This is a genomic window from Ensifer sp. MJa1 (genome assembly GCF_037026475.1).
GTDB lineage: Bacteria > Pseudomonadota > Alphaproteobacteria > Rhizobiales > Rhizobiaceae > Ensifer.
Genome location: NZ_JAKUMO010000004.1, coordinates 114,325 through 135,409 on the forward strand (window position 1 = coordinate 114,325; position 21,085 = coordinate 135,409).

Here is a 21,085-nt window from a genome sequence, read left to right on the forward strand (position 1 = left end):
AAGGAACAGACAGCGGGCCCCCTGGCCCGCTGTTTTCGTTTCAGGCTGGACGTCCACAGCCGAACGTCCGGCGCTCACATGGCTTTGGCGCGCAGTTCCGCAACATAGTCACGGATCGCCTTGCGTCGCTCGGGCGTGCCCGGATGGGTGGACAGAATGCTGGTGTCACCATGATCGTCGAGCTTCTCCTCAAGCAGATCGAAGAAGCGGGCGATCGCCGCCGGTTCCCTGCCCGCCTTCTGCATCAGTTCGACCGAATGCCGGTCCGCCGCAGTTTCAGCGCTGCGGGAGTAGGAGAGCGAAAGCAGACCGGCCCCCTGCACCAGTATATCCTCCGCCCCTGAGCCGATATCGCCGCCAATCATCATGATGAGGCCGGCAACACCGGCCGCGCGATAGACCTGCCTGAGACTGTGTTCGAGCTCGACATGGCCGATCTCGTGCGCCAGCACGCCGACAATCATTTCGGTATCATCGCCCGCAAGATCGACGAGTTCGTCGGTAACGATCAGCGTGCCGTCCGGCAGGGCGAAGGCATTGGGGCCGACCATGCCGCCTTTGCGGAAGTTGAGCGTATAGCCGGCCTCGCCTCTGCTGGAGAGAGCTGCGATCGCCCCGAACCCCTCGCGGATCCGGCGCTGTCGCTCGGCCGTGAGCTGCGACGGATCGAGCACGCCGCTGTCCAGCGCCTTGAAGGCGCTTTGCGACATGATTTCCGGCACGACCGGCGGCGTCACCAGGACGGCGACTTCGACCAGGGCCGGGACCGCATAACGATATACAGCCCATCCAAGAAGGATCGTCGCGGCGACGACCAGAACCAAGTGCGGGCGGAACCGCTCGAGCTGGTGAATGAAGCCTTGGCTGCCTTTGCCACGAACCTTCAGCAGTCGATCGATTGCGTCGTTGTCCGATGTTTCGAACAGGGAACCATCAGGAAATTCGAGCCGGCGCGGGATCGAGCCGACACGCGCAGAGATCTCGATCTGCGCGAAATCCGCGGCCGCAAGATTGGCGTGCAGCTCGTCCTGCGCGGCAATCTGCCCGCCGGTTTCGACAAGCTGTGACGGCACCGACCGGCTGGTGCCCGGCGGATGCCATTCTCCCGAGGCTATCCGCCCCTGATCAGAAACCAAAATCGAACCCCTCGAACTCGATGAATTCCGCACCGACGGCCGAACCTTGCTGCTCGATCTCGCTGACCAAGGTGCCGACCGATCCGGCAACCAGCACGCTGGTATGCTCCCAAGTGTAGCGCGCCATTCGTACGGCCGCCCAGGGCCGCATCAGCCCGAGCGTCACGATCGTGACAAGCAGGTTGGAAATCGCGATCCAGGTGTAGCGCCCCCGGGAAAGGCCACTCAGGAATCTATGCTTTTCATCGAAGCGTGTTGCGCTCCAGACTGCGTTGCGCACGGCAGCGCGATAAAACAGCATGGCGGTACCGTAAACGAGCAGCAGTACGACGTAGCTGCTGCCCGCAAGAAGCCAGACGAGCGAGACTTGCACCGTGTCATCCAGGCCGTTCTCGGCCGGGGCTGTCGCTCGAAACGTGCCCATGATGATCGCCGCTGCAACGATCCCCACCACGATCCCGAAGAGGGCGCCGATGAGCAGCCCGCGATAGAGCGGCGCAAGCGGCGGGTCCGTGTGAAAAGCCTTGCCGCCAAACCGCAAGTTCGACCCGACGTAGCGACCGGTCCAGCGGCTGGCGAGTGGAGCCAATAGACCAAGCGAAATTATGGTCAGCAGACCACCAAGGATAAACGCCTTGAAAGCACCTCCAACACCTCCAACGAAGTCGAAGCGGACGTTGCGGTAGCTCGTGACGCGCGCATTGAACCGCAAGCCCCTTACGACAAGCCAAGGCAGAGCGATGATGACGGCGAGCGTCGGCAGCAGTGCCAGGATCGGCACGAGGGTTGCAATGACGTTCAGGACCACCAGACCTCCAAGGACGATGAGCCGCCCGATCAGGATCTGCTTGCCATTGGCGTGGTATTCGAAGGCGCGCCCGAGCAACACCGTGTTGCCATAAAAGTATCTGTTGCGCCGGACCTTTGCCCAGGCGGAATAAATGCCGAGCGTCACGATCGTCAGAAGAACGTTGACGATCCAGATGCCGAAATACTCTTTGCCGCTCCCCATGAACGCGAAACGGTGAAAATCGCTCGGCACGTCACGCGCCGGCGCTGCTTGAAACGACGCCGTTTCAGCTACGACCATGATACCCCCCATCAAACACTCTATTTGCGACTGCCAGCCCCAAAGTCCGCAGCCGCGTTTCAACAGTATGAAATCAATGTAGACCCGCTGCGCGCGCCCCGCCCGCATTGCCTTTCCTGACAGGACGTTCGGCCTGCGAGCAATATTCGCGCCGCCCGTCCACGATTCTCAAATTAGTTGTGTCGCGTTGCTGAATGCAACAAAAAAGGGCCTCCCGAAGGAGGCCCTTAAGGCGGGAGGATCTCTTGTCCCGTTACTTCATCGTCGGCATGACGAACTCGGCACCGTCCTTGATGCCCGAAGGCCAGCGCTCGGTGATCGTCTTGGTGCGGGTCCAGAACTTGATCGAGTCCGGGCCATGCTGGTTAAGGTCGCCGAAGGACGAGGACTTCCAGCCACCGAAGGAGTGGTAGGCGAGCGGAACCGGGATCGGCACGTTGACGCCGACCATGCCGATGTTGATGCGCGAGGCAAAGTCACGGGCCGCGTCGCCGTCGCGGGTATAGATCGCGACACCGTTGCCGTATTCATGCTTCATCGGCAGATCGAGGGCTTCCTCGTAGTTCTTGGCGCGAACGACCGAGAGAACCGGCCCGAAGATTTCCGTCTTGTAGATGTCCATGTCCGGGGTGACATGGTCGAACAGGCAGCCGCCGATGAAGTGGCCTTTTTCATAGCCCTGCAGCTTGAAGTCGCGGCCGTCGACGACGAGCTTCGCGCCCTGCTCGACACCGCTGTCGATCAGGCTTCTGATGCGCTGCTCGGCTTCCTTGGTGACGACCGGGCCCATGTCGGCCTTCTCGTCGGTGTAGGGGCCGATGCGCAGGCTTTCGACCATTGGGGTCAGCTTCTCGATCAGGCGGTTGGCGGTGTCCTCGCCGACCGGCACGGCAACCGAGATCGCCATGCAGCGCTCGCCGGCCGAGCCGTAGCCGGCACCCATCAGGGCGTTGGCGGCCTGGTCCATGTCCGCATCGGGCATGATGATCATGTGGTTCTTGGCGCCGCCGAAGCACTGGGCGCGCTTGCCGTTCATCGCAGCCGTGCCATAGACGTAGCGGGCGATCGGGGTCGAGCCGACGAAGGAGACGGCAGCGATATCCGGATGGGTGAGGATCGCGTCGACCGCGCCCTTGTCGCCGTTGACGACATTGAGGATGCCTGCCGGCAGACCGGCTTCGATCATCAGTTCGGCAAGGCGGATCGGTACGGACGGATCACGCTCGGACGGCTTCAGGATGAAGGCGTTGCCGCAGGCGATTGCCGGGGCAAACATCCACATCGGGATCATCGCCGGGAAGTTGAAGGGCGTGATGCCGGCGCCGATGCCGACGGCCTGGCGGATCGAATACATGTCGATGCCGGGGCCCGCACCTTCGGTGAATTCGCTCTTCTGCAGATGCGGAATGCCGATGACGAATTCGCAGACTTCGAGGCCGCGGATAAGGTCACCCTTGGCGTCTTCGATCGTCTTGCCGTGTTCGCGCGATAGGATCTCGGCGAGTTCGTTCATATGCGCGTTCAGGAGTTCGACGAACTTCATGAAAACGCGAGCGCGGCGCTGCGGGTTGGTGGCGGCCCACTTCGGCTGCGCCGCCTTGGCGCTTTCGACTGCCGCCGAAAGTTCCGCGTCGCTTGCCAGCGCCACGGTGCCCTGCACTTCGCCGGTTGCCGGGTTGAAGATGTTGCTGACGCGGCCGCTCTTGCCGGCGACGCGCTTGCCATCGATGAAATGACCAAGTTCGTACATGGGGTTCCTCCAGACCTTGATTGTGGCGGCATGATCGCACTACGATTTCAACAAAGCAATTTCCGATATTCAGCAACCGTTGTGCAAAAATTAAAGCCCATACGGATGACACGAGGTTCTCGCCTATGAACTGGGACGATGTGCGAATGTTTCTAGCGGTAGCGCGCACCGGGCAGATCCTGGCCGCATCAAAGCGACTGGGTGTCAACCACGCGACACTCAGCCGCCGCGTGACGGCGCTCGAGGAAACCCTGAAGACGCGGCTGCTCGTGCGCCGGCCAAACGGCTGCGAATTGACCGCCGAGGGAGAAATCTTCCTGGCGGCGGCCGAGCGGATGGAAACCGAGATGCTGGCGGCGCAGTCGCAGATCGGCCGGATCGATACGGCGATCGCCGGCACGGTCCGCATCGGTGCGCCCGACGGTTTCGGCGTCTCGTTCCTGGCGCCTCGCCTCGGCCGGCTGACGGCGCGCTACCCGGAACTGAGACTACAACTGGTGCCAGTGCCGCGCTCCTTCTCGTTGTCCCAGCGCGAGGCCGACATCGCGATCACGATCGAGCGGCCGGAACAGGGGCGTCTCGTCTCCTCAAAGCTTACCGACTACACGCTGGGCCTCTATGCCTCGTCGGCCTATCTGGAAGCGCACGGTACGCCTGAGACGATCGACGACCTCAGGCATCACCGCCGCATCGGCTATGTCGAAGACCTGATCTTCACGCCGTCACTGAATTTCTCCGCCGAGATCATGCGCAGTTGGGACGCGTCCTTCGAGATCTCCAGCGCCACCGGCCAGACGGAGGCCGTGCGCTCGAGCGCCGGCATCGGTATCCTGCACAACTACATCGCTCGCCATACACCGGAGCTCAAGCGCATCCTGCCAGACACGACCATCCGCCGCGCCTACTGGACCACCTATCACGAAAGCGCCCGTGACCTCGTGCGCGTGCGCACCGTGGTGGCCTTCCTGCAGGAACTTGTTACGGCAGAGCACCAGATCTTCCTGTGATCGGCCAGCGGCCTCGAATTTCCGTGGGGATCGCAGGGGTGACGGCGGGTCGCGATCTTCGCATATCGGTACCGCAAAACCGCTGCGCACTTTTGCGCGACATGCTCAGAGAGAGATCCCGGCCTCGCGCAGGCCGCCGATCAGGCGGCCAAGCACGGCCGGATCCTTGTAGGGCATGGTCCGCTTGAAATGATCGATGGAGAAGCTCGGATTGACCTCGAAGACCTCGTGCCAGTAACGCCGCGCTTCTTCGGCGCGCCCAGTGCGGCCACAAAGGCAGGCAAGATAGAAACGCGTCATGTCCGAGCGCGGCGCCAGTGCCAGCCGCCGCTTGAAGGCGATCTCGGCCTCGCCGAACCGGCCGAGATTGAGCAGGGTCCGACCGAGAAAATGCAGCGACAGGTCGAATTGCGGGTCGAGCCTGTGGGCCCGCGTGTAATAGGGCAGCGCTTCCTCGAACTGGCTCTGGAAGTCCCGGATAGAGCCGAGGGCCGTGTGACCGCTGGCCGAGTTGGGGTCGAGGCTCAGCATGCGCTGGGCGGCACGTTCCGCCTCGTCATAGCGGCGCCCCCAGCAGAGTGCGAGCGAAAGGGCATGGTGCGCGTGTGCTTCGTCTGCATCGGTGGCGACCGCCTTCTCGGCGAGTTCGAGAGCCCTTGAAATACTATCGACGGTTCCGCCGTTCCAGCGGTTGATGTAGTCGGTCAAGGCAACGATCGAGAGCGACGCGTAGGCGGCTGCCATACCAGGGTCGATGGCGATGGCGCGCTCGAGCATGCTGCGTGCCTCGGCGGAGGATTGTGCATCGAACCGCAGCAGGGCCTGGCGGGAGCGCACAAGCAGGTCATAGGCTTCCGGGTCAACCTTGCTGCGGCCTTCGCGCCGCTCTTCCTCGCCAGCCGTCAACTTCACCTTGAGCGCGGTGACGATGGTGCGCGTCACCTCGTCCTGGACCTCGAAGATGTCCTCGATGCCGCGGTCATAGCGTTCGGCCCAGAGATGGCCGCCCGTCGTGCCGTCGATCATCTGCGCGTTGATGCGGATCCGGTTGGCGGCGCGCCGCACGCTGCCTTCAAGCACATAGCGCACGCCAAGCTCCTGGCTCACCTTGCGGATATCCGGCGACTTGCCCTTGTAGGCGAAGGAAGAGTTGCGGGCGATGACGAAGAGGCCGGACACTTTGGAAAGGTCGGTGATGATGTCTTCGGTAATGCCGTCGGCGAAGTAGCCCTGCTCCGGATCGCCGGACATGTTGTCAAACGGCAGCACGGCGATCGAGGGGCGGCTCGGGAGCTGTGGCGGCGCTTCCGCGGTGACCTTGACCGGCGCGTCCGCGTACTCGTCCGGCGACCAACTCCAGATATGCACCGGGCGCTCGATGTTCTTGACCTCGTGATGACCGCTGTCGATGAAGGCAAGATCCGTGCGGCCCTGCACATATTCGTGCACGCCATCGGAAATCGCGACACCGCCAGGCCTGGCGAGCGCCTCGATGCGCGCTGCGACATTGACGCCATCGCCATAGAGATCACTGTCAGCGACCATGATGTCGCCCATGTTGATGCCGACGCGCAGCACGATCGCCTCGCCCGGCCGAATGTCCGCGTTGGCGGCCGCCATCGCCCGCTGCAGTGCTGCAGCGCATTCAACGGCGTTGACGGCGCTGGAGAACTCCACCAGGACACCATCGCCCGTCGTCTTGAAGACACGACCCTGATGGGTGGCAACAAGCGGCTCCAGCACATCCCTCCAGCGTGCCATAAGCTGCGTGTAGGTCGCTTTCTCGTCACGCTCCATCAGCCGGCTGTAGCCGACGACGTCTGCGGCGAGAATGGCGGCAAGCCGCCGTGTGATGGATTCATTGGCCATGATAGCGGCGCCTTACTTGAACCCGTTGCACAAATTTTACCGGCGGATGGCGCCCCTGTCCATTAAGACCAAAGGCAGTTGGCGGCTAATCGTTCGTCTGGAGCGACCGGCGGGAAGCGGCCCCCCCGGCTCCGGCGCTATCCGCCCCCGAGCTAATTCGTATTGGGTATCGCCGGCATCGGAACAGAAAACGATCTGCCGGCGTTGCCTCCGTGTGAAGAAACCACGGTGCGGTGGCGCGCAGCCATCGCCTTGGTTCCAGGAAGGAGGATGGAACGATGCTTGTCTTTTTCACGGGCCGGCCAATCCTGCCGGGCGAATTCACCAAGATCGATGACGTGTTCAGGGACGCGCTACGGCAACGAAACCTGTCACGGCGTTCCTCTGAGGCAAAGGCGCTCGCAGCGCGGCTGATCGAGCTCTATCAGAACGGCGCTCAGGACCTCGTGGCGCTTAGGGCCATGGCCAAGCTGTTCTGACTGCGCGCGAAGCTCACGCGCAAGCGGCTTCACGGAAGGCGATCAAATCAACGAGATAGGAAGAAATGGTACGGTTGAGTGGGGTCGAACCACTGACCTCAGGTGCCACAAACCTGCGCTCTAACCAACTGAGCTACAACCGCACGGGTGGGCGACGTGTGTCGCTTGGCGGCTCACATACGGAGACTTCCGTCGATTTGCAAGCCTTAACTTGAGATTATCCTGCAAAAAGACCGGATGGCAAGCCACCCGGTCTTTCTGGATTTCGGCATGGCCGTCAGATCGAGGCGGCAACGATCTGTTGCCGCCGATCAGCCAGCGCAGTCGGCCGACTTAGGCTTTCTTGAAGGAAGCCATTGCCTTTTCGGCGGCGTCCTTGCCGGGCTTTGCGACGTTCTCGGCAACCTTCTTGGTGGCTTCCTGCATCGACTTGGCCTGCTCGACGGCGAGTTCTGCCTGCTTGCGGATGAAGCCGGTCTGCAGTTCGACCAGTTCGGACAGCGACTTCACGCCGAGCAGCGCTTCCATGTGCGAGAGCGAGTTTTCAGCGTTGGTGCGCAGCGCGTCGATCGCCTTGAGGCCGAGTTCGACGGTGCCGGTCTGCGCGCTTTCGAGCGTCGCTTCAACGGTCTTCGTCGCTTCTTCAGCGGCCGTCTTCATTTTGGCATAGGCTTCCTTCGACTGGGCGGCACCCTTTTCCGCGAAATCGCGGAAGCTGTCGGTGAACTTCGCCGGGTCGAACGAGGCAAGGGAAAATACGTCGTCGGTCTTCTTGGTAGCCATGAAATGCGCTCCTTGGTGTCAGGCCCTCTTCTGAGGCGCCGTTGATTGATGCGCACTATATAGTCGATCCGCTTGTGCATTGCAATAAAATTGTGCATCGCACAAAAACCTCAGCATTAACCTTGCTCGGTGAAAGGCGTGACGAAGCTCAGGGCCTCGCTGGACCCCCGCGAAGCAGCCGGGTATTAATAGAGTGTTAACCCGTAAGTGATCCGTCAATAGGCCCATCCATGCCCGCGAGACAGTATCCCTTTATCGACATCGCCGTGCATGCACGGGTGCGAGAGCATTTCGCGCGCGGCGACGCAGCGATCCTGTTCTCACGGGATTTCACGCGGATTCTCTGGGCCAACAATCAGGGTGCTGCCTTCTTTGGGGCGGAGTCCATCTACGATTTCATAGATGCCGGGCCGGACCAGAACGATCTGTCGCTCAGGCAGTTGCGGGCCGCGGCGTCGCAGCTCCTGGCCGCCGGTGACCGGCGGCAACTGTCGATCCGGAAGTTCTCGGGTTTTCGCGGCCTGCCGCTCGCCGTAAGCGTCGAAATGATCCGCGTTCGTCCGGATGAGGAAGCCGTGCTTTTTGCGGCGCCGCATGCGGGCGCTCCGCTTTCGCTTGAAGATCGTGCCGCACGCATGATTGCCGGCCTCGACGGACCGGATACCCATATGGCGGTTCTGGATGGCGACGGCGGCATTGTCGCCCAATCGCCGGGCTTTGCCGATCTCGGCATGTCCGACGAGACGCGGCGGCAACTGGTCACGGCAGTGGCGCGCGACCATGACTGGCTGATCAAGCGCCCGGTTGCCACCAGGAAGGGGCAACTGCCCGCTGCGCTCGGCAAGATCGCCGACGATCCGGCGCTGCATCTGTTGTTTGCCGTAGAGACGATCCTCGGAACGCTGGATCCGGAAGACGCCGGACCTGTCGCCGAGGAGGCACCGACGTTGCCCATCCGCGAGGATCAACCGGCGGGCGAAGACGACATTCCGGCCGACGCGGCCTTGGGATCTGGTGAGGCGGAAGCCGAACCATTCGAAGGCACCGTCACGGTCGAGGACCCGGCATCGGGCGGCGACCGGGAGGTGGCCGATACAGATCTCCGAGCCAACACGGAACGTCCCGCCGACACGTCATCCGAAACTGCCGCCGAGTCGGAGCCTGCTTTCGGCGACGCCTTCGCGGCGGAGCAGCCCGGCACCAACGCTCAAGCCCTGATCGCGCCGTCCGAAGAAGAAAGCGTCACCCGTGACGCTGTCGAGGAGACGGCAGAAATCGTGGCCGCTCCGGTCGTTGCACCGGCCGAGCAGGAAGTCGCCAGCGAAGAGGTGATCCTCGAAGCGACCGGCGACGACGACGTTACGGCCGGACAAGACGCGCAGAACGACGGGGCAGAAGACATCGGCGAAGCCCGTTTGTCAGGCGCAGAACAGCCAGGCTTTGCCTTCACACCGGGCGGCCGTGCCGTGCGCTTCGTCTGGAAGATTGATGCCGAAGGCCGCTTCAGCGAAATCTCAGAGGAATTCGCAACCGCGGTCGGACCGCAGTCCGCCGATGTGATCGGCACGACCTTTGCCGATGTCGCCGCCCGCTACGACCTCGACCCCGAGCACAAGATCAACACGCTGCTGCAACGCCGCGATACCTGGTCCGGCAAGACGATCTTCTGGCCCATTCAAGGCACCAGCCTCAAGGTCCCGGTGGATCTTGCGGCTTTACCCACCTATTCCCGCTCACGCGAGTTCGACGGTTTTCGCGGTTTCGGCATCGTGCGCCTCGCCGATGCCGTCGATGACGAGAACGCCAACGGACTGCGGCTTGGTGCCGGGACAACGCCGACAATCGATGAAGGGCCGGTCGACGTCGCGCCGCTGGAGCAACACGAACACGACGCTGCCATTGCTCCCGTGGCCGAAGACCATGCCTCGGCAATAGAGCCTGTCGGAGTGCAGCGGACGCCGGAACCCGTAGAGGCTGTCGCAACCGAGACCGGCGTCGGTGAGCCCGATGCCCTGCCCCTGTTTGCCGATGCCCGGGAGACAGTGGAGACGGTTGCCACCGAAGCAGCCCCGGCCGAACAGCCCACCGTGCATGCGGACCCGTTCCAGGGAGAGCGCCCGGCACTGCGTGTCGTCGAGACCACGGAGCAGGGCCATTCCGACAAGATCATCGAACTGGAAAAGCACCGCCCTGCGAGCGCGCTGACGCGCGGCGAGCAGGCGGCATTCCGCGAAATCGCGCGGCAGTTGGGTGAGCAGGTCGACAGGCCCGCAGTCGAAAGCACGCCAACGGCAGAGGGCGACGAGACGATCGAGCCGACGGAAGGTGCATACCCCACCGCGAACGGGAACGTGCCTGAGGACGTGTTGCCGATACCGGCAGAAGAAGCTGGGACCGAAACGGCCGACCAGGTCGAAGCAAACGTTGCCGAAGCGACGATCGAGGCAACGGCCGAAGCCGGCGTTCCGCCGCAAGTCACCGACATCGGCCTCAGCGGCGAGATCCTCGACACCTTGCCGATCGGCATGCTCGTCCACCGCGGCGACCAACTGCTCCACGCCAATCCGGAATTCCTGCGGTTGGCAGCCTATCGCGACCTCGACGCTTTCGCACGGGAAGGTGGCATCGAGGCGCTGTTTGCCCAGGGCGAGGAGGCAACCGAACAAGAGCCCGACGGGACGATGACCTTGATCCGCGGCGACGGCCAGTTGCGGCCGGTCACCGCGCGGCTTCACACGATCCGCTGGGACGGCAAGAGCGCGCTGATGCTGGCGCTGACACCGGCCACAGCAACGAGCGCCCATCAGGCCAAGGGCGACGACGTCCTTTCTGACGATGAACAGGTCGACCGCCTGAAGACGGAGATCGAAGAGCTCAAGTCGATCCTCGAAACCGCCACCGACGGTGTCGTCGTCCTCGGCCATGATGGCGACATCCGATCGATGAACCGTTCGGCAAGCGCGCTCTTCAATTATGATGAAGGCGAGATCCGCGGCAAACCTTTCGCCGCACTCTTTGCCCATGAAAGCCAGAAGGCAGTCATCGACTATCTGCACGGTCTCGCCGGCCACGGGGTCGCGAGTGTCTTGAACGACGGGCGCGAGGTGATCGGGCGGGAAGCCAACGGCGGCTTCATCCCGCTGTTCATGACGATCGGGCGGCTCTCGGCATCCAACGGCTTTTGCGCCGTGATCCGCGACATCACCCAGTGGAAGCGGACGGAGGAAGAGCTGCGCAATGCCAAGCGCGCGGCGGAAACGGCAAATGCGCACAAGACAGAGTTTCTTGCCCGCGTCAGCCACGAGATCCGCACGCCGCTCAATGCCATCATCGGTTTCTCCGACATGATGGCGAGCGAACATTTCGGCCCCGTCGGGCATCCGCGCTACATCGAATACGCCGGCGATATCGGCCGGTCGGGACGGCACGTGCTCGATATCGTCAACGATCTGCTGGATATCTCGAAGATCGAAGCTGGCGAGATGGAGCTCGATTTCGGCGCCGTCGAGATCAACGAGGCGGTGTCGGAGGCCGTATCGCTCGTCCAGCCGCAAGCCAACAGCCAGCGCGTCATCATCCGCACCTCGCTCTCGGCCACCGTGCCGAACGTCGTGGCCGACGGTCGTTCGATCAAGCAGATCGCGCTCAACATCCTGGCAAACGCCATCCGCTTCACGCCATCGGGCGGCCAGATTGTCGTTTCCACCTCCTACGAAGCGAACGGCAGCGTCATCCTGCGGGTCCGTGATACCGGCGTCGGCATGACCCGCAGTGAGCTGGAACAGGCGATGAAGCCGTTCCGGCAGGTGACCACGGGAGCGCGCAAGCGTGGCGACGGCACCGGTCTCGGCCTGCCATTGACCAAGGCCATGGCGGAAGCGAACCGGGCGCAGTTCTCGATCACTTCGGCGCCGAACGAGGGCACGCTGGTGGAAATCTCCTTCCCATCACAACGCGTCTTGGCGAAGTGAGGCCGGATGTTATAAGGAAATGTTGAGTAGAGACCGCCAGTTTGCTGGCAACCGCTCACCACGTCCTGCCGTCACGCTTCGGAATCGATCGATTGCAGCCTAAGTCTCAGAGCATCAAGCGGCGGCATGCGCGCGCGGGCACGGGTCTGTCCCATCCCTTGCTGGCAATCTGGGCCGGGCTGACCTCGGCGATCGTGCTCATGCCGATCATCGCTATTGCCTGGCTTGCCATCTCGGGCAGCGGCGGCAACTGGCCGCACCTGATGGAAAACGTCATCCCGCGCGCCACAGGGCGGACCCTGCTGCTCATTTCGCTGACGGGCGCCTCCACGGCAATCATCGGCATCCTGACGGCCTGGCTGATCGCAAGCTGCGAGTTTCCGCTGCGCCGTTTCCTGTCCGCGGCCCTGGTGCTGCCGCTCGCCATTCCTGCCTATCTTGCCGCCTACGCCTTTGGCGAACTCTTCACCTTCACCGGCCCGGTGCAGGGGCTGATCCGCGCCGTCTTCGGCTTCAAGACCAGCCGCGACTACTGGTTTCCGGATATCCGCTCGCTCGGCGGCGCCGTGCTGGTGCTGAGCTCGGTGCTCTACCCTTACATCTACCTGGCCTGCCGCTCGATGTTCCTGATGCAGGGACGCGCAGCCGCCGACGTCGCCCGCACCCTCGGTGCCGGCCCGCTCAAGGTGTTCTTCCGCATACAGATCCCCATGGCCCGACCGGCGATCATGATCGGCCTGACGCTGGTGGCCATGGAGACGCTGAACGACATCGGCGCGGTCGAATTCCTCGGCGTGCAGACCCTCACCTTCTCGATCTTCGACACCTGGCTCAATCGCGGCAGCCTTGCAGGCGCTGCGCAGATTGCCTGCATCATGCTGGTCTTCGTCATCGGGCTGATGATGATCGAACGGGCAGCGCGACGGCGGCAACGCTTCTCCAGCCAGAAGACGACGGCAGCGGTGCACGACGCGGTCCGGCTCTCGCTCTCCGGCTGGAAGAAATGGGCGGCGATGTTTGCCTGCCTGCTGCCCGTGCTGTCGGGTTTTGCCGTCCCCTTTTTCATCCTCGGCAACTTTGCCCTGAAGCGCATCGACCAGTTCATTGAGCCGCGGCTGCTCGATGCCCTCTTCCACAGCATCCTGGTTTCAGGTGCGACGGCGATCGCGACAGTGCTGCTCGGCTTCGTGCTCGCCTATGCCGCCCGCACCGGTCACTCGCGGGTCTCCGACATTGCCGGGCGCCTCGCGTCGTTCGGCTATGGCGTGCCCGGCACCGTGCTGGCGATCGGCGTGCTCTTCCCGCTTGCGGCCCTCGACAACGCGGTCGACGCCGGCATGCGCGAGACCTTCGGCATCTCCACCGGCCTGATGATGACCGGAACCGGCTTTGCTATCATCTATGCCTGCAGCGTGCGCTTTCTCACCATGGCGGAAGGCACGCTTGGCGCCGGTTTCGAGAAGCTCTCTCCCCATCTGGACATGGCGGCCCGCGCCCTTGGCCGCACCGGCGGGCAGACCTTGCGCGCCGTGCTGCTGCCAATGATGCGCCCGGCAGTGCTCACCGCCGCGCTGCTGGTGTTCATCGAAACGATGAAGGAGCTTTCGGCCACCATCATGCTCAGGCCCTTCAACTTCAACACGCTTGCCACACTCGTCTACGAAGACGCATCGCGCGCAAAAGTCGAGGATGCCTCGGTTGCGGCCATGATCATCGTGATCGCCGGCCTGATCCCCGTCATCGTCGTCTCACGGTCACTCGAACGCAGGCCCTGACCAGCGGACGGCGCGCGGATCCGTCTCGCGCGGACAAAAAAAAGGTGGCTGGGAGGCCACCTCGATAATTGAATGCTAAACCAACAAGTGCTCGAGAAGTGATGACATCATGTCCGCGGCGGCATCGCTGCCAGGCGCCGACCCACATCGACCGGCCTCAAGTTGAGCCTGACCTTGCGCCCCCAATCCTTAACAAGACCTTACCCGGCGACTGCGCAATTTTAGGGATTTTTCAGCAAGTCTGAAGGCTTGGTTAATTCAGGCGGCTTCAATCCGTTAACGCGCCCTCAATTCTTAAGGGCCTCGAGCCCGGCAAAGAGCTCGAGTGCTTCGGGGTTGGCGAGCGCTTCCTTGTTCTTGACGGCGCGGCCATGAACGACATCGCGGACCGCAAGTTCGACGATCTTGCCGGACTTGGTGCGCGGAATGTCGGCAACAGCAATCACCTTCGCCGGAACGTGGCGCGGCGAGGCGCCGACCCGGATGCGGTTCTTGATCGCCTTCGTCAGGTCGTCGGTCAATTCGACACCGGCAGCGAGGCGGACGAAGAGAACGACGCGTACGTCATCGTCCCAGTCCTGCCCGATGCAGAGCGCCTCGGCCACTTCCTCCATCTGCTCGACCTGATTGTAGATCTCCGCCGTGCCGATGCGCACGCCGCCGGGGTTCAATGTCGCGTCCGAGCGGCCATGGATGACGATGCCGCCGTGTTCTGTCCACTCGGCAAAGTCGCCATGGCACCAGACATTGTCGAAGCGCTCGAAATAGGCAGCGCGATACTTGGCGCCTTCCGGGTCGTTCCAGAACATCACCGGCATCGATGGAAACGCCTTGGTGCAGACGAGTTCGCCCTTCTCGCCGCGCACCGATTGGCCGTCATCATTCCAGACGTCGATGGCAAGCCCGAGGCCGGGTCCCTGGATCTCGCCACGCCAGACCGGCTTCAACGGATTGCCGAGAACGAAGCAGGAGACGATATCGGTACCACCCGAGATCGAGGCAAGCTGAACGTCGGACTTGATGCCCTCATAGACGAAGGAAAAGCCTTCGGGCGACAAAGGCGAACCGGTCGAGGTCAAAAGTCGCAGGCTTGAAAGATCATGCGTCCTTGCCGGCTCGAAGCCGCCCTTACGCACCGCATCGATGTACTTCGCCGAGGTGCCGAACACGGCGAACTTCTCGGCGGCAGCATAGTCGAACAGAACGTTGCCGTCGGGGTAGAACGGCGAGCCGTCGAAAAGGCACAGCGTCGCCCCGACCGCGAGGCCCGAGGCCAGCCAGTTCCACATCATCCAGCCGCAGGTGGTGAAATAGAAGAGCTTCTCGCCGCGGCGCAGCCCGCAATGGAAACGATGCTCCTTCAGGTGCTGCAGCAGGGTACCGCCGGCCGAATGCACGATGCATTTGGGGACGCCGGTCGTGCCGGAGGAAAACAGCACATAGAGCGGATGACTGAAGGGAAGGCGTTCGAAGGTCAGGGCGTTGGCCGCGAACGGCGCGATGAATTGCCGAAGGGTCGTACCCTTCTCGATCGAGGCGGCAAGTGCTTCGCTGTCGCCGGCATAGGGGACGATCAGTGCCGGCACGCCGAGAACCGCTGCAACCGCACGCACCTTCGCGTCGACGTCCTGGCACTTGCCGTTATACCAGTAGGCGTCGCAGGCGATGAACAGCTTCGGCGCGATCTGACCGAAGCGGTCGAGAACGCCCTGCTCACCGAAATCAGGCGAACAGGACGACCAGATCGCGCCGATCGAGGCGGTGGCGAGCATCAGTGCGATGGTCTCCGGCATGTTCGGCATCATCGCCGCAACGCGATCGCCCGGGCCGATGCCCTCAGCCTTCAACGCCTGCTGCAGGCGTGACACGAGGCTGCGCAGGTCATTCCACGTCAGACGATAACTGACCTTGTCCTCGCCGCGGAAGACGAGAGCGTCACCTTCACCGGTTTCGCGAAGCAGGTTCTCGGCGAAATTCAGCTTCGCCTCCGGGAAAAACCGCGCGTCAAGCATGCGGTCGCCGTTGATCAGAGCGGTCTCGCCGCGTTCGCCGATGACACCGCAATGCTCCCAGACGGCGGTCCAGAAGTCGCCGCGGTCGGCCACCGACCAGGCATGAAACGCGTCATAGTCCGCGAAAGACCTTCCGAAGCGCGCGCTGCACCAGGCGATGAACTCCGCCATGGGGCTGTGCTCACGGACTTCGGGACTCGGGATCCACAACGGCTGTTCTGCTTGCATATTTTCCTCCACTCCTGCTCCACGCCCTCTATACCATGCTGCATCGCAAAATAAACAGCACCCGCAGTCGCCTCGGCATCGCGTAGGCGACATTTCCCTGTCCGTTACCTGTCCATCGCATTTGATTTATCAGGGCCGAGGGCCTATCCAAGTTTCGTGATCCCAGCGATGGCAACCAGGCGGACATGACACGGAAACTTCTGCATACGATGCGTGCTTCGCGCCCGTGGTCGCGGCTTAGACGTCGCCATTTTCTTTGGCCGGCCGCAATCGGCGTCGGGCTTGCCGTCGCCTATAACGCCGCCCTGCCCCTGTTTATTTCCACAACCGATGTGCGTCCGACCGTGGAGCATATGCTCGATGCCTGGTCGGGTGGAAAAAGCCGGATCGCCGGCACCCCCGAAATCAGCTTCTGGCCGGAACCGACCCTGACCCTCAATTCGGCGACGATCGAGACGGCTGACGGCACATCCCGCAAGCTTGCCTATATCGGCAAGATCACCGCTTCCTTCAGTTTGCTATCGGCGATCGACGGCAACCCGGATCTCGAGGACATCCGGTTTATCGAGCCGATCGTCACCCTGGAACGGCAAACCGACGGCAGCCTCAACTGGCGCCGACCGCATTGGTTGACCGCACCAGGCGCGCCGACCTCCGAGGAAGACACGCCCTTCGGCGACGTCACGGTCGAAAACGGGCGGCTGCAGGTCATCGACCTCGTTACCAACCAGACACGCGAGTTTTCCGGTATCGCCGGCACTGTCACCTGGCCCTCCTTCACCGCGCATCTGAGCGCCGAGTTTTCCGGCAGGCTCGCTGGCCAGGTGGTGAACTGGACGCTCGACTGCAACGAACCTTTGACCTTGCTTGCCGGACGGGACACGACGCTCAAGACGTCCCTGACCTCGGCCCCCCTGAACCTCTCCTTCGAGGGAATCGGCAATCTCTCCCAGGCACCTATCGTCTCGGGCCGGCTGCAGATTTCGACTGCCTCCATGCAGGCCTTGGCCGCCTGGGTCCAGGGCGAGGACGAACGGGCACTGCCCGACAGCAGTTTCAACCTGGCAGCCGCTGTCACGACCGGCAGCGGATCTCTCAAGCTCGATGACCTGCAGCTGACCGTCGGGGGCACCAGCGCGACCGGCATTCTCGACGTCTCCGCGCCGGCAGGCGACGCGCCCCGAATTGATGGCACGCTCGCCTTCGACCGCATCGATCTCAACGGGTTGCGGCCACTCATCGATCAGTTGCCGGCGGAATCGGACGAACTTGCAAAGCAGGTGGGCGACGCCTTTTCCCGACGCTGGCGTGCCGACCTGCGGCTCTCGGCGCAGGAGGCGCTGGTCGGCCCGCTGCGACTGGAGGACCTGGCTGCCGGCGTGATCGTCGACCGTGGCCGCGCGTCAATCGACATTGCCGACAGTACCTATGCCAACGGCAGGCTCAGCGGGCGGCTGGCCATTTCAGAGGCGGGGCTGACAAAGGGCGGCAGGCTCGAGCTCGTTCTGAAGAATGCCGACCTTGCTGCCGCGCTCGCCGACCTCGGCTTCACCGGTCCGATCCCGACCGGCAGGGGCAACGTCAATTTCGACCTTGAGACCGAACACCCGTTCTGGACGCCGCAGGCAGCAGATGCGTCCGGACGCCTTAGGCTATCGCTCGCCAATGGCAGCCTTTCCGGTTTCGATCCGAACGCATTCGCAGATCTTGTCAGGACGGGTGAATTTTTCTCGCTGACGCAGGCGAGCGAGGGCAGCTTCGCCTTTCAGACGGCCGATATCGAAGCGAGCTTCGATGAGGGCTCGGCGCGGCTGAACCGGGCGGTCTTTGCCGGTTCGGCCGGCAATCTCTCGGTCAACGGCGTCATTCCCTATCGCTCCGGCAGTCTGGCACTTGCCGGCACCTTTAACGACGCGGCCAATGCCGGACAGCGTTTGCGTTTCTTCGTCGGCGGCTCCTGGCCGAACGCCGTGATCTCGCCCTTGTCGGTGCTGGGCGAGCCCAATTGAAACAGCCGGCATCAGGGATGCCGGCTGCTCTCTCCAATGTCTCATAGGGACGGAATACCGTTCTCCCGGAGCAGCGTCGGCTCACTGGGCGAAGGCTGCCCGCTCATCGCGCTCGCGTTGTGCCTCACGCTGCTTGGTGACAATCGAGGCAACCACGACGCCGATCGCGACCACGCCGATCAGGATCGTGCAGATCGCGTTGATCTCCGGCGTCACGCCGAGCCGCACCTGGCTGTAGATCTTCATCGGCAGCGTGGTGGCGCCCGGTCCCGTCGTGAAGCTCGATATCACCAGGTCGTCGAGCGACAGCGTGAAGGCCAGAACCCAGCCAGAAAAGACCGCCGGCGCAATGACCGGCAGGGTGATCGCAAAGAAGGTCCGAACCGGTGTCGCGCCGAGATCGAGCGCCGCCTCTTCGATCGACTGGTCGAAGCTTAGGAGACGCGACTGCACGACGACGGCGACGAAGCACATGGTGAAGGTGATGTGCGCCAGCGTGATCGTCCAGAAGCCGCGGTCGAGACCGATGGCAACGAAAAGCAGCAGCAGCGACAGGCCGGTGATGACCTCCGGCATGACGAGCGGCGCGTAGACCATGCCGGAAAACAGCATGCGACCACGAAAGCGCGTGTAACGAACAAGCGCGAGCGCGGCGAGCGTGCCGAGCACCGTGGCGCAAGTCGCCGAAATCAGCGCGACGCGGATCGTCACCCAGGCGGCATCGAGCAGTGCCTGGTTGTGCCAGAGCTGCGTGTACCATTTCGTCGAGAAACCGGCCCAGACCGTGACCAGCTTCGATTCGTTGAAGGAAAAGATCACCAGAAGCACGATCGGCAGGTAGAGAAACCCGAAACCGAGCACGATCGAGGCAATGTTGAAACGTGACCAATTGCCCATGGCCTACCTCCCCTCGCCATCGGCCTTGGCCTGGGCGTTCTGGAAGTAGACGATCGGCAGCACCAGGATCAGAAGCAGGATCGTCGCCACTGCCGACGAGACCGGCCAGTCGCGGTTGGCATTGAACTCGTTCCAGAGCGTCTTGCCGATCATCAGAGTTTCCGAACCACCGAGCAGGTCGGGGATGACGAACTCGCCGACGGCCGGGATGAAGACGAGCAGGCAGCCGGCGACAACGCCCGCCAGCGACAGCGGGAAGGTCACGCGCCAGAAGGCCGCAAGCGGCGTGCAGCCGAGATCAAGCGCCGCCTCGGTCAGCGTGTGGTCCATCTTCTCGAGCGACGAGTAGATCGGCAGCACCATGAAGGGCAGATAGGAATAGACGATGCCGATATAGATCGCCCAGTTTGTGTTGAGGATGATCAGCGGCTGATCGATCACACCGATCGAAAGCAGGAACTGGTTGAGCAGGCCCTCGGGCTTGAGGATCGCGATCCAGGCATAGACGCGGATCAGGAAGCTCGTCCAGAATGGCAGGATCACCAGCATCAGAAGCGTCGGCCGGATCGACTTCGGCGCCTTCGCCATGCCGTAGGCGACCGGATAGGCGATCAGCAGCGTCAGGACCGTGGAGATGGCGGCAATGATGACGCTCGACACATAGGCGTTGAAGTAGAGCACGTCCTCTGTCAGCCAGACATAGTTGTCGAAGCTGAATTCACGCGCCTTTTCGAGAAGGCCCGACAGACCACCCATGAGGTCGAAGACCGGCGTGTAGGGCGGCATCGCCACCGCCGTCTGCGACAGCGAGATGCGGAAGACGATGAAGAACGGAATGAGGAAGAAGAACAGCAGCCAGGCATAGGGGATGATGATGACGAGGCGGCTGAAAAGAGCGGACGCGACACGGGCCATGGTCTCAATCCTTCAGAACGACGCCGGCGTCTTCGCCGAAGGACACCCAGACTTCCTGGTCATAGCCGAGCGGATCCTCGACGGCGCGAACCGCGTTCAGCGACGATGCCTTGATCACCCGTCCGTCCTTCAGCCGGACGTGGAAGACCGTCATGTCGCCGAGATAGCCAATGTCCCAGATTTCGCCCTGAACGGCGTTGACCGGTGCATGTGCCGGCTGATTGCGGCTGACCCGGATCTTCTCCGGGCGGACGGCGATTGCCGACTTTGCCCCGGCGGCCGGCGTTTCGGACGTTGCCATGCGGATCGGGAAGCCGTTGGCGCCTTCAAGGCGCACATGGCCGCCCTCGGTCGCAGCGACAGTCCCCTCGAAAATATTGACGTCGCCGATGAAGTCCGCAACGAAGCGGGAATTTGGCGCCTCGTAGATTTCGGCAGGGGTCGCGACCTGGATGACCTTGCCGTGGCTCATGACCGCGATGCGGTCGGCCATGGTCATGGCTTCTTCCTGGTCGTGGGTGACGACGACGAAGGTGAGGCCGAGCTCCTGCTGCAGGTCCATGAGCTCGAACTGGGTTTCCTCGCGCAGCTTCTTGTCGAGCGCACCGAGCGGTTCGTCGAGCAAAAGCACTTTCGGCCGCTTGGCGAGCGAGCGGGCCAGCGCGACGCGCTGGCGCTGGCCGCCGGAAAGCTGATGCGGCTTGCGCTGCGAAAACTTCTCGAGCTTGACGAGCTTCAGCATCTGCTGGACACGTTCGGCGATGTCCGTCTTCGGCATGCCGTCCTGCTTGAGGCCAAAGGCGATGTTGTTCTCCACCGTCATGTGCGGGAAGAGCGCATAGGACTGGAACATCATGTTGACCGGCCGGCGATAGGGCGGAATGCCAGCAAGGCTCTGGCCGTCGAGGATGATCTCGCCTGAAGTCGGCTGTTCGAAGCCTGCGAGCATGCGCAGCAGCGTCGACTTTCCGCAGCCGGACGCGCCCAGCAGCGCGAAGAACTCGCGCGTGTAGATGTTGAGCGAAAGGTCGTCGACAGCGGTGAAATCACCGAATTTCTTGGTCACGTTCTTGACGGAAATGAATGGCTTGGAAGCGGGATCCGCCCAGGGGGCAAAGGACCGCCGGATACTGCCGAGAGACTTCATCATCTATCCCCGAATGA

General features: G+C 62.8%; 14 protein-coding genes and 1 tRNA gene. 5 read left to right on the forward strand and 10 right to left on the reverse strand.

The features are described 5' to 3' along the window. Positions 1–74: 74 nt before the first annotated feature. From MKZ91_RS07560 to MKZ91_RS07570, 3 genes are all read right to left on the reverse strand, one after another. Entirely contained in the window at positions 75–1,136 is a 1,062-nt protein-coding gene (locus tag MKZ91_RS07560; RefSeq protein ID WP_336169638.1) for a M48 family metallopeptidase, read from the reverse strand. Next, positions 1,126–2,226, reverse strand: coding sequence for a YjgN family protein (locus MKZ91_RS07565; RefSeq protein WP_336169639.1), 1,101 nt, complete (start codon positions 2,224–2,226; stop codon positions 1,126–1,128). The genes MKZ91_RS07560 and MKZ91_RS07565 overlap by 11 nt, the downstream gene beginning before the upstream one ends. 253 nt (positions 2,227–2,479) lie before the next feature. Then, positions 2,480–3,976 (reverse strand): CoA-acylating methylmalonate-semialdehyde dehydrogenase, encoded by a 1,497-nt coding sequence (locus MKZ91_RS07570; RefSeq protein ID WP_336169642.1) that lies wholly within the window; start codon positions 3,974–3,976, stop codon positions 2,480–2,482. Positions 3,977–4,101: 125 nt separating this feature from the next. Between MKZ91_RS07570 and MKZ91_RS07575 the strand changes: the two genes are divergently transcribed. Further along, positions 4,102–4,983, forward strand: a complete 882-nt coding sequence (locus MKZ91_RS07575) for a LysR family transcriptional regulator (protein WP_336169643.1) — start codon at positions 4,102–4,104, stop codon at positions 4,981–4,983. Positions 4,984–5,088: 105 nt separating this feature from the next. On the opposite strand, the gene MKZ91_RS07580 is transcribed toward MKZ91_RS07575, so the two are convergent. After that, positions 5,089–6,852, reverse strand: a complete 1,764-nt coding sequence (locus MKZ91_RS07580; protein WP_336169645.1) for an adenylate/guanylate cyclase domain-containing protein — start codon at positions 6,850–6,852, stop codon at positions 5,089–5,091. A gap of 278 nt (positions 6,853–7,130) precedes the next feature. On the opposite strand from MKZ91_RS07580, the gene MKZ91_RS07585 reads away from it, so the two are divergent. Beyond that, on the forward strand, positions 7,131–7,331 hold the full coding sequence (locus MKZ91_RS07585; RefSeq protein ID WP_336169647.1) for a hypothetical protein: 201 nt from the start codon (positions 7,131–7,133) through the stop codon (positions 7,329–7,331). A gap of 66 nt (positions 7,332–7,397) precedes the next feature. Here MKZ91_RS07585 and MKZ91_RS07590 read toward each other — a convergent pair. Together MKZ91_RS07590 and MKZ91_RS07595 are read right to left on the reverse strand one after the other, a co-directional pair. Continuing rightward, a tRNA-His gene (locus MKZ91_RS07590) sits at positions 7,398–7,474 on the reverse strand. Positions 7,475–7,664: 190 nt separating this feature from the next. Then, positions 7,665–8,114 (reverse strand): phasin, encoded by a 450-nt coding sequence (locus MKZ91_RS07595; RefSeq protein WP_336169649.1) that lies wholly within the window; start codon positions 8,112–8,114, stop codon positions 7,665–7,667. Between the two features lie 230 nt (positions 8,115–8,344). Here MKZ91_RS07595 and MKZ91_RS07600 point away from each other — a divergent pair, with 230 nt between their 5' ends. Further along, the gene (locus MKZ91_RS07600) at positions 8,345–12,085 is read left to right on the forward strand and encodes an ATP-binding protein (protein ID WP_336169651.1); all 3,741 of its coding nucleotides are present in this window, start codon (positions 8,345–8,347) and stop codon (positions 12,083–12,085) included. A 200-nt stretch (positions 12,086–12,285) separates the two neighbouring features. After that, the gene (locus MKZ91_RS07605; RefSeq protein ID WP_442892219.1) at positions 12,286–13,860 is read left to right on the forward strand and encodes an ABC transporter permease; all 1,575 of its coding nucleotides are present in this window, start codon (positions 12,286–12,288) and stop codon (positions 13,858–13,860) included. Positions 13,861–14,147: 287 nt separating this feature from the next. On the opposite strand, the gene MKZ91_RS07610 is transcribed toward MKZ91_RS07605, so the two are convergent. After that, positions 14,148–16,100, reverse strand: coding sequence for an acetoacetate--CoA ligase (locus tag MKZ91_RS07610; protein ID WP_336169655.1), 1,953 nt, complete (start codon positions 16,098–16,100; stop codon positions 14,148–14,150). Positions 16,101–16,285: 185 nt separating this feature from the next. Here MKZ91_RS07610 and MKZ91_RS07615 point away from each other — a divergent pair, with 185 nt between their 5' ends. Then, positions 16,286–18,109 (forward strand): AsmA family protein, encoded by a 1,824-nt coding sequence (locus tag MKZ91_RS07615; protein ID WP_336169657.1) that lies wholly within the window; start codon positions 16,286–16,288, stop codon positions 18,107–18,109. Positions 18,110–18,190: 81 nt separating this feature from the next. Here the strand turns inward: MKZ91_RS07615 and MKZ91_RS07620 are convergent, their stop codons facing one another. Genes MKZ91_RS07620 through MKZ91_RS07630 form a run of 3 tightly spaced genes read right to left on the reverse strand, consistent with a single transcriptional unit; the run spans position 18,191 to position 21,068 of the window. Further along, positions 18,191–19,006 (reverse strand): ABC transporter permease subunit, encoded by an 816-nt coding sequence (locus MKZ91_RS07620; protein ID WP_336169659.1) that lies wholly within the window; start codon positions 19,004–19,006, stop codon positions 18,191–18,193. Positions 19,007–19,009: 3 nt separating this feature from the next. Continuing rightward, positions 19,010–19,921, reverse strand: coding sequence for an ABC transporter permease subunit (locus tag MKZ91_RS07625; RefSeq protein WP_336169662.1), 912 nt, complete (start codon positions 19,919–19,921; stop codon positions 19,010–19,012). 4 nt (positions 19,922–19,925) lie between these two features. Then, complete coding sequence (locus MKZ91_RS07630) at positions 19,926–21,068, reverse strand: ABC transporter ATP-binding protein (protein WP_336169664.1); 1,143 nt, start codon at positions 21,066–21,068, stop codon at positions 19,926–19,928. Positions 21,069–21,085 lie beyond the last annotated feature (17 nt).